This is a genomic window from Citrobacter sp. Igbk 17 (assembly GCF_028069775.1).
Lineage (GTDB): Bacteria > Pseudomonadota > Gammaproteobacteria > Enterobacterales > Enterobacteriaceae > Citrobacter.
The window spans coordinates 1-1096 of record NZ_JANEWI010000080.1 but is presented as its reverse complement, the minus strand read 5'-3'; the positions used below and the strand labels follow the sequence as shown (position 1 = coordinate 1096).

Below are 1096 nucleotides of genomic sequence, written 5' to 3'. Positions count from 1 at the left end.
TTTTTAGTGGCTACATTTTTGTGTCATTGATTGATGTTGTAAAAAATATCTTTATGAGACGAATTGGGAACGATATTCTTTTTTGGCATGTTCTGAAAACGTCTGCTTTTATTGGATTGTGTATTACTACTCTTGCAATTTGTCTTCTTAATCCTGATTCATCCAGACATGCTCTTTGGGCTTTATTTGTAATAAAGTTATGTTTTTTAATGGATTTGGTAAGGTTTGTCAGAAATAGATTTTTACTAGGCAGTAATTTAAGTTTTCTCGTTGTTTTGACGTTTGTATGTCTATCCTCGACGTGGTTTTGTGTTGCTACTTTATCGTCTTCACCTATAAATAATAACGTATATAAAAAACATAATTCTGATTTGCGTATATCTTTAAATGATTTATCAAAAAGATACAATGTTAAGAATGTTTTTGGAAATGATTTTTGGCATATTCTGCCGTTAAACGTCATAATTCCTGAGCTTAGCTACGGTGAGTTGCGAATGAGTAATATGGGGTATTTTTTACCTATGCAATGGCTTTCTCGTCCCTCATATTTTAATATATCCCCAACTCAAAATGTTTTTTATCTTGTTAATCGCGACGATGATAAGGATGGACAGTTAGTCGACCATATTAAATGGAATAACGGTGTGCTTCTGGACCATGTTGATGGTACTGACATTTGGATGGCAAAACCAATTTGGCCAATTTTTAATGCTGAATTTGGCAATTATACCTGGAATGGATGTCAACTACCCACACAAATCGGCACTCATAGTAGTGACTGTACCATTACTAAGAAAGTTAAGAATTCAGAGGGCTACCTCTCATTTGGGCCATATCAGAATTTACCAAATGGCAATTATAAATTTGAGGTGAGGATTTTTAGTGATTCGGTAGATACTCAGAAAATTGGTAATTTTGATGTTGTTTTGAACAACGGGGTTGTATTAGTATCAGAAACGATAGTTGGTTCAAATGGTAAATATACTACATTATCAGGGGACTTTACCATTAAAGGGGTTTCTGACAAAAATCGTTCTGTAGAGATTAGGGTTTTTATAACGAAAAACCATAATGCGTCATTACAGGCAGTTAAGAT

1 pseudogene is annotated in these 1096 nt (G+C 33.8%); it reads left to right on the top strand.

Annotated elements, in window-relative coordinates:
* Nucleotides 1–20: 20 nt before the first annotated feature.
* A pseudogene (locus tag NNO08_RS22830) lies at nt 21–1096 on the top strand (hypothetical protein); the annotation flags it as partial.